The 8,630-nt window shown below is 70.0% G+C and carries 6 protein-coding genes; 1 reads left to right on the top strand and 5 read right to left on the bottom strand.

Annotated elements, in window-relative coordinates; genetic code table 11:
• Positions 1–31: 31 nt before the first annotated feature.
• The 5 genes from ACFYW3_RS21790 to ACFYW3_RS21810 form a co-directional block, all read right to left on the bottom strand.
• Complete coding sequence (locus tag ACFYW3_RS21790) at positions 32–280, bottom strand: F0F1 ATP synthase subunit C (RefSeq protein ID WP_351762174.1); 249 nt, start codon at positions 278–280, stop codon at positions 32–34.
• A gap of 70 nt (positions 281–350) precedes the next feature.
• Positions 351–1,202 (bottom strand): F0F1 ATP synthase subunit A, encoded by an 852-nt coding sequence (atpB, locus tag ACFYW3_RS21795; protein ID WP_351762172.1) that lies wholly within the window; start codon positions 1,200–1,202, stop codon positions 351–353.
• A gap of 187 nt (positions 1,203–1,389) precedes the next feature.
• A complete protein-coding gene (locus tag ACFYW3_RS21800; RefSeq protein WP_351762169.1) occupies positions 1,390–1,803 on the bottom strand; it encodes a hypothetical protein in 414 nt (137 codons plus the stop codon).
• Between the two features lie 305 nt (positions 1,804–2,108).
• Positions 2,109–3,461, bottom strand: a complete 1,353-nt coding sequence (ccrA, locus tag ACFYW3_RS21805; protein ID WP_351762166.1) for a crotonyl-CoA carboxylase/reductase — start codon at positions 3,459–3,461, stop codon at positions 2,109–2,111.
• A gap of 122 nt (positions 3,462–3,583) precedes the next feature.
• A complete protein-coding gene (locus ACFYW3_RS21810) occupies positions 3,584–4,060 on the bottom strand; it encodes a hypothetical protein (protein ID WP_389387006.1) in 477 nt (158 codons plus the stop codon).
• A 252-nt stretch (positions 4,061–4,312) separates the two neighbouring features.
• Between ACFYW3_RS21810 and ACFYW3_RS21815 the strand changes: the two genes are divergently transcribed.
• On the top strand, positions 4,313–8,630 hold a 4,318-nt coding region (locus tag ACFYW3_RS21815; RefSeq protein WP_389387007.1), incomplete at its 3' end, for a type I polyketide synthase.

Below are 8,630 nucleotides of genomic sequence, written 5' to 3' on the forward strand. Positions count from 1 at the left end.
TCCGTCGAAAATGTTTCTCAGCCGAGGGCGATCAAGAAGGGACCGGGTAGACGAAGCCCATGACGAGACCGATCAGGGCGAGCGCCTCACAGAGGACGAAGCCGAGGATCTGGTTCTGCCGGATCAGACCGGCGGCCTCGGGCTGGCGAGCCAGGGCCTGGGTACCGTTACCGAAGATGATGCCGACGCCGACGCCGGGGCCGATCGCGGCGAGGCCGTAGCCGATCGCTCCGAGGTTGCCCTGGAGGTTGACCGCAGCGAGGGTCTCGAGAGCAGACATGCCGTTTCTTCCTTCTGTTTCACGGGCCGGTGGGGGTTGGCCACCGGATGTATAGGGGGGGGTCCGACCGTCAGTGGTGCTCGGCGAGAGCACCCTGGATGTAGCTGCACGAGAGCAGGACGAAGACGTACGCCTGCAGTGCCTGGATGAACAACTCGAAGATCGTCATCACGATGACCATCACGAACGAGACGCCGGCGTAGGCGATACCGATGCCGTTGAGCAGGTACCAGCTCGCGATGGTGAAGATCAGCAGCAGCACGTGACCCGCGAACATGTTCGCGAAGAGACGGACCGCGTGAGTGAACGGCCGGATGATCATGTTCGACAGGAACTCGAACAGCATGACCACCGGGAACACCGGGCCGAGCGACTTGTCGTAAGCCGTGATGTTCTTGAGACCGCCGACGAATCCGTGGCGCTTGAAGGTGAGACTCACCCACAGCACGTACACGATCGCGGCGAGGCCGGCCGGGAAGGCGATGATCGACGTGACCGGGAACTGGGCCAACGGAACGATCGACCAGATGTTCATGATCCAGATGAAGAAGAACAACGAGACCATGAGCGGGACGTACTTCTCGCCCTCGCGCTTGCCGAGCGTCTCGTAGACCACTCCACGGCGGACGAAGTCATAACCCGCCTCGCCGACCATCTGCAATTTGCCGGGGATCAGCTTCGGCTTGTTGAACGCCGCCCAGAAGAACCCCACGACGACGATCGTGCTCAACAAGGCCAGCATCATCGGCTTGTTGATCTCGATGCCGCCGACCGTGAACATCGGCTTGAACAGGAAGGAGTGCAGGCCGGGGGTCGGGAAGCCGCACCCTTCGAAGATGTGACAATCGATTTCGAAGGCGAGCGTCGTGGCGTCACTCACCGCGAGCTCCTTCAACTTGACGCATGGGTACGGCAACCTCATTGTGTCGGCGCGGCCTGCGACCGCGGAACGGCACTGGACTGGACTGGCGGATACTTAAGTGCGGCGCTTGGGCACCAAGCTCTGACAACGCTCATCTGGCGTCCGTCCGCCGCCCGCGCAAGCCCTGCCGCAGTTGTGGCGAGACGATAGCAAACGAGCGGAAGCCCCTTTACACCCGGCCTACACGTTACGAGGGCGTACGGGCCCCTTCCGGCTCCACATAAAGGATTTTCGACTTCATGTGCGCCCGCACCTGCGCCGCCATCCAGACCAGGGTGGCCGCGAGCAGCGTAAAGGCGGTGCACTTGGTGTCGAAGACCGCGACGCGCTTGATCACGCTGAGAATGATCATCAGTGCGAGGATCTGCGTCGTGTAGAGCAAGAGCCCCATCATCTGAAAGAGATGCGGCAGAGAGCGGGCGGTCCGCTGGAGGGCGACCAGCCCCCCTCCCATGAACACGAGGACGAGTGCCGCGCCGATGGCGGCACCCAGCGCGCCCTTGCCGCCCGCGAGGGCGGCGCTGACCGCGATCCCTGCTCCGCCGACGACGACGGTGGGGATGAGGCAGTGCAGGAGAGTTCGGGCGTCGTTGGACTGCATGGGGGCAGCTCCTCCGGCGAGGTGTTGGGTGGGGTGGTCACCGTCAGTGGACGGATGTGACCCGGGAGTGACGTTGCGCATGGCGGGAAGACGGTCGCACTACGGTCTTCACGCTTCCATCCCGGGCGCTTGCGAACGGTATCACAAAGTATTTGAGGCAGACTTTACTCAAATATTATGCCGCTCGTCACACGGATGGGTCAACCGTCGCTCAACTGAGCGACGTTCTGTGGGTCCCCCGACACGACAAGGACCTGCCCGAGACCAGTATCTACGGTCCCGGACAGGTCCTGTACACACAGGGGTCAGCTCGCCGTGCGGGCCTTGTGCAGATCGCGCAACGGGTTCAGGCGGTCCTCGCCGATGGAGGCGCGCAGCACGGGGTCGGTGACGCCCTGGCCGGGCCCGGTCGCCTGGCACAGCACGCCGACCTTGCCGATGTGCCGGTTGGTCTGCACCGAGCGCGCGGCCTCGCCGATCTCGGACAGCGGATGGACCGCGGACAGGGTGGGCATGATGCGGCCCGTGGCGAAGAGCCGGTTGGACTCCCACTGTTCCTGAAGGTTCGCGGCGTGGCTGCCGATGACCCGCTTCAGCTTCATCCACAAGTACCGGTTGTCATACGTGTGCTGGTAGCCGGTACTGGAGCCGCAGGTGACCACGGTCCCGCCGCGGCGGACCACGAAGAGCGAGACGCCGAAGGTCGCGCGGCCCACGTGTTCGAAGACGACGTGCGGATCCTCGCCGACCCCCTTGCGGATGATGCGCCCGAGCCGCTTGCCCACCTCGATCACCTTCGCGGGGTCATCGGGGACGCTGTCGTCCAGGCCGATCTCCGACCGGTCCACCACCAGCTCGCAGCCGAGCCTGCGCGCCGCCTCCGCCTTCTCGGGCGAGCTGACGACACCCACGGGTATGCCGCCGCCGTTCCTGACGAACTGGGCCGCGTACGCGCCGAGCCCGCCCGCGGCGCCCCAGATCAGGACGACGTCACCCTGCTTGATGCGGGCGCCGCGCTCACCGACGAGCATGCGGTAGGCGGTACCCGCGCACAGGGAGTTGCACGCGGCCTCCTCCCAGGTGAGGTGTCCGGCCTTGGGGACGAGTTGACTCGCCCGGACCACCGCGTAGTGGGCCAGGCCGCCGAAGTTCGTCTCGAACCCCCAGATGCGCTGCTCGGCGCCCATCATCCCGTCACCGTGGGTGGCCGGTTCCTGATCGTCCACCTGAACGCAGCTCGCCACCACGTGGTCGCCGATCTTCCAGCGGCGCACCCCGGAGCCCATGCGCACGATCACGCCCGAGCCGTCGGAGCCGACCACGTGGTACGGCAGGTCGTGACGCTCGGCCCATCCGCCCTGGGCGGCGAACTGCTTCAGGAAGCGGAAGGTGGGGATCGGCTCGAACATGGCCGACCACACGGTGTTGTAGTTGACGGCGCTGGCCATGATCGCGACCAGCACCTCGTCGGGGGCCAGCTCCGGCATGGGCACCTGTCCCACGTGGAGCGCCTTCCGGACGTCCTTGTCGCCGACCCCTTCGAACATCCCGGCGTCCTCGGCCCGAGTGAACGCGGCGGTGTATTCCTCCGGCAGCGTGGCGCGCTCCAGCTCCTCCGGGGACGCGCCGGCGAGAAGGGCTTCGGACAGCGTGGGCATGTTCAACCTTTCCGAGATGTCGCGGTACGGGGTCGGCTCCCGTACCGCCGGCCTTGCGGTCAGGACCCTCGGGGTCCTGCGTGCGGGTGCCGCCGACCGGGTCCGGCCCGCGGCCCCGGGATTCAGACCCGGTAGGCGTGGATCTCGTCCGCCGGGATCCAGTCCGTCTCCTCGTTCTCGTCGAACTTGACGAATCCGCGCTTGACGTAGTGGTCGGCGTCGACGATCTCGTACTGCTCCTTGAGCTGGAACGTCTTGCCGAATCCGACACAGGTGCCGGTGAAGGAGAAGAAGCCGTCCTTCCACCCCTCGGAGGTCAGGAGGGTGCGGTTCGCCCAGTCGTCGTAGTAGTAGCCGGAGAACGCGGACTCGGATTCGACCCACTGAACGATGAAGCGCCCGTTGACGTCGTGCTCGTCCACGCGCTGCGTCATTTCGTACGCGTGGCCGCCGAAGGTCGTCTCGGTGTTCCAGGTGGCGACGCCGGTGGTCGCCGGGTCGGCGGTGAAATTGGTCCACTCGACACGGAAGTCACCCAGGAGGAAATCCACGTCGCGGATTTTCTCGGGGCCCTTGGGCTTCGAGAATTCCTGCTCCACCGGAGTTTCGTTTTCCGACTCAGAGATAGTCATGGCGGCGATGCGCTCCAGTCCTGTCGAAACATGAAATCGCCGAATGCTAGACAGGGCGTCACCCCTAGCGACAACCCCTAGCCCGTGAACTGCACGCGCACCTGCGGGGGGCGCCGAGAACGGTCTTCTGGGGTGGCTGAGGGGACGCTGCTAGGGGCGGACCATCCGTAACTTCCCCTCGAAGGGCGAGGTTTGCCAATCTCTCAGGCAGGTTCACAGGTGACGAACGAAGCGCAGCTGGTTGATTACCTCAAGAAGATGGCGGCCGACCTCCGGCAAGCCCATCGACGGATCAAGAAGCTTGAGGCCGGCGACGCCGAGCCCATAGCAATTGTCGGAATGGCCTGCAGGCTGCCCGGCGACGTCGGCTCGCCCGACGAGCTGTGGGACCTCGTGCGCCGGGGCGGCGACGCCATCGGTGCCATGCCGCGGGACCGTGGATGGGACCTCGACGCGCTCTACCACCCCGATCCCGACCACTCGGGCACCTCGTACACGACCGAGGGCGGTTTCCTCTCGGAGGCGGCCTCCTTCGACTCCGAGTTCTTCGGGATCGCGCCGCGCGAGGCTCTGGCGATGGACCCCCAGCAGCGGCTGCTGCTGGAGACCGCGTGGGAGGCCCTGGAGAACGCGGGGGTGGACCCGAGGTCCCTGGCCGGTTCGCGCACCGGGGTCTTCACGGGCCTGATGTACCACGACTACGCCTCGGGTCCGGGCACGCTGCCCGACGAGGTCGAGGGGTACCTGAGCACGGGCATGGCCGCCAGCGTGGCGTCGGGAAGGATCTCGTACTTCCTCGGGCTGGAGGGCCCGGCCGTCACCCTCGACACCGCGTGCTCGTCGTCGCTGGTGGCGCTGCACCTCGCCGTGCAGGCGCTGCGCGACGAGGAGTGCGACATGGCGCTCGCGGGCGGGGCGACGATCATGTCCACGCCCGCCACCTTCGTGGAGAACTCCCGGCAGCGCGGCCTGTCCCCCACCGGCAGGTGCAAGTCGTTCGCGGCCGCCGCCGACGGCGTCGGCTGGGGCGAGGGCTCCGCGCTGCTCGTCGTGGAGAGGCTGTCGGACGCCCGGCGCAAGGGGCACAACGTGCTCGCGATCGTCCGGGGCAGCGCGGTCAACCAGGACGGCGCGTCCAACGGCCTGACCTCCCCCAACGGACCGTCGCAACAGCGCGTGATCCAGCAGGCGTTGGCCTCGGCCCGCCTCGGCTGCGCCGACGTCGACGTCGTGGAGGCGCACGGTACGGGCACGACGCTCGGTGACCCGATCGAGGCGCAGGCGCTGCTGGCCACCTACGGCCAGGACCGCCCCGCCGACCAGCCCCTGTGGCTCGGTTCCGTCAAGTCCAACCTCGGCCACACCCAGGCCGCCGCGGGCGCCGCCGGAATCATCAAGATGGTCATGGCGATGCGGCACCAGGAGCTGCCCCGCACTCTGCACGTGGACGGCCCGACGCCCGAGGTGGACTGGTCCGTCGGCGCGGTGGAGCTGCTGACCGAGAATCGCCCGTGGCCCCGGACGGACCGGCCCCGCCGGGCCGGTGTGTCCTCGTTCGGGATCAGCGGCACGAACGTGCACGTCATCGTGGAGGAGCCGGCGTCGGCGGACCTCGCCGCCGCCGAGGCGGACGGGACGGACGGGGACGGCTCGCCGGCTCCCGCCACCGTGCTGCCGGTGGTGCCGGTGCTGCTGTCGGCCGCCGCCGCCACGGCGCTGCCCGCCCAGGCCGCCCGGTTGCACGACCACCTGCTCGACCGCCCCGACCTGGCCCTCGGCGATCTGGCGTGCGCGCTGGCGACGAAGCGCACCGCCTTCGACCACCGCGCCGTGCTGCTCGCCGGGGATCGTGAGGAACTGCTGCGTGAGCTGGCCGGCCTGGCCGGCGGGACCCCTTCGGCCGGTTCGATCGGCGGCCTCGCGGGCGAGGTCCGCGGTGCCTTCCTCTTCACCGGGCAGGGCGCTCAGCGTCCCGGCATGGGACGGGAACTGTACGAGACGTTCCCGGTCTACGCCCGGGCGCTGGAGGCGGTCTGCGCCGAACTGGACCCGCGCCTGGACCGGCCGCTGCTCACGGTGCTGCTGGCCGCTCCGGACACCGGGGACGCGCGGCTGCTGGACCAGACGCTGTACACCCAGGCCGCCACCTTCGCGCTCGGCGTGGCGCTGTTCCGGCTGCTGGAGACGTGGGGCGTACGGCCCCGGCTGCTTTCCGGGCACTCGGTGGGCGAGCTGACCGCGGCGCACGTGTCGGGCATGCTGTCGCTGGCCGACGCCTGTGCGCTGGTGGCCGCACGTGGCCGTCTGATGCAGGAGCTGCCCGAGGGCGGGGCGATGGTCTCCGTCGCGGCGACCGAGGACGAGGTGCTGCCGCTGCTCGCCGGGCACGCGGACTCCGCGGGCGTCGCCGCCGTCAACGGCCCCGGCTCGGTCGTGGTGTCCGGCACCGAGGACGTGGTCACCGGGATCGCGGCCCACTTCGCCGCGCTCGGCCGCAGGACGCGGCGCCTTCCGGTGAGCCACGCGTTCCATTCCCCCCTGATGGAGCCGGTCGTCGAGGAGCTGCGCCGGGTGGCGGGGGGCCTGGCCTTCGGGCCGGCGGACATCCCCGTCGTCTCCAGCGTGACCGGCACCGTCCTCGCGCCGGCCGACTGGGCCGACCCCGGTTACTGGGCGCGGCAGGTGCGCGAACCCGTCCGCTTCCACGACGTCGTACGCGCCCTGGCCGACGACGGCGTCACCGTGTTCCTCGAACTCGGAGCCGACGGCGCGCTCACGTCCATGGTGAACGAGACCCTGGCCGCACTCGGCGGTGAGGACGCCGTCGTGGCCCCCGCCCTGCGCCGGGAACGGCCCGAGGTCCGGACACTCGTCACCCTGCTGGCCCGAGCCCACGCGGCCGGGCTGCCCGTGGACTGGGCTGCGTTCTTCGCCGGGCAGGACGCCCGCGAGGTCGAGTTGCCGACGTACGCGTTCCAGCGCTCGCGGTACTGGGTGCAGACCCTGCCCGGCTCCGGCGACGTCACCGCGGCGGGCCTGGCCCCGGCCGGCCATCCCCTCCTCGGCGCCGCACTGGTGCCGGCGACCCGGGACGACCGGCTGTTCACCGGCCGGCTCTCCACGGAAAGTCATCCCTGGTTGTCCGGTCACGCTCTCGGAGACACGGTGGTGCTGCCCGGCACCGCCGTCGCCGAACTGGCGTTGTGGGCGGGCGCCCGCATCGGACTGGAGTCCGTGGCGGACCTCACGCTCGAACTGCCCCTCGCCCTGCCGTCGAGCGGCGGCGTGCGGGTGCAGGTGGCCCTGGGGACCCCGGACGCTTCCGGGGACCGCGAGTTCACCGTGCACGCGCAGGTGGAGGGATCGGCCGAGGACGTCTGGACCCGGCACGCCGGCGGCCGCCTCACCGCGGCCGGTACGGGACCCGGGGACGATCTGACGGCCTGGCCGCCCGCCGGCGCCGAGGAGCTGGACGTCGACGGCTTCTACGCGGACATCGCCGCGTCCGGATTCCACTACGGCCCGGCCTTCCGCGGACTGCGCACGGTGTGGCGCCAGGGCGACCGCGTCTACGCCGAGGTGCGGCTGCCCGACGAGGTCGCCGGCGACGCCGACGCCTTCGGTCTGCACCCCGCGCTCGCCGACGCCGCGCTGCACGCGGCCGCTTTCATACCGGGCGAGTTCGGCCGGGAACAGCGGGGCAGGCTGCCCTTCGAGTGGCGCGGGATCTCGCTGCACGCGGCCGGGGCGTCGTTCCTGCGCGTACGGCTGACGCCGACCGGGCCCGACACGCTCGCGCTGCTCTTCGCCGACGCGGACGGGCTTCCCGTGGCCACGGTGGACTCCCTGGTCGTGCGGCCCGCCGGGCGGGTCGCCGAGCCCGGTGGATCGGCGGACGCGCTGTTCGTTCCCTCCTGGGCTCCCGTGAACGTGGCCGAACCGGCCGGGCTGTGGGCCGTGCTGGGCTCGGGGGCCCTCGCCGGGCTGCCCGGCGCCCGGGCGTACCGCGATCTGGCGGCGCTCGGTGCCGCGGTGGACGAGGGCGCCCCGGTGCCCGACTTCGTCGTCGCCGCGGCGGCCGACCCGACGGACGGGTCGGACGGGGTGGGCGCCGCCCATGACAGCGCCCAGCGGGCCCTGGACGTGTTGCGGGCCTGGCTGGCCGACGAGCGTTTCGTGTCCTCCCGGCTGGTGGCGGTCACCCGTCACGCGATGGCCGTGCACCCCGGTGAGGCTCCCGATCCGGCGCAGGCGGCTGCCTGGGGCCTGTTGGGTTCAGCGGTGACGGAGCATCCGGGCCGGATCGTCCTGGCCGACCTCGACGACGCGCCGGGATCGCTGGAGGCGCTGCGGCCGGCGGTCGCGTCGGACGAGCCGCGGATCGCCCTGCGGGACGGTGTGGCCCGCGTACCGCGGCTGGCCCGGACCGGTGCGGCCGACGGCGTCCCGCGGGGGATCGACGCGGAGGGAACCGCGCTGATCACCGGCGGCACCGGCACCCTCGGCGCACTCCTCGCCCACCACCTCGTCACCCGCC

It is taken from the genome of Streptomyces sp. NPDC002602 (genome assembly GCF_042889445.1).
GTDB lineage: Bacteria > Actinomycetota > Actinomycetes > Streptomycetales > Streptomycetaceae > Streptomyces.

What these genes read in the sequence shown, in the direction of transcription:
- ACFYW3_RS21790 (WP_351762174.1), bottom strand. Translation starts at nt 280, where the DNA reads ATGTCTGCTCTCGAGACCCTCGCTGCGGTCAACCTCCAGGGCAACCTC.
- atpB (WP_351762172.1), bottom strand. Translation starts at nt 1,202, where the DNA reads ATGAGGTTGCCGTACCCATGCGTCAAGTTGAAGGAGCTCGCGGTGAGT.
- ACFYW3_RS21800 (WP_351762169.1), bottom strand. Translation starts at nt 1,803, where the DNA reads ATGCAGTCCAACGACGCCCGAACTCTCCTGCACTGCCTCATCCCCACC.
- ccrA (WP_351762166.1), bottom strand. Translation starts at nt 3,461, where the DNA reads ATGCCCACGCTGTCCGAAGCCCTTCTCGCCGGCGCGTCCCCGGAGGAG.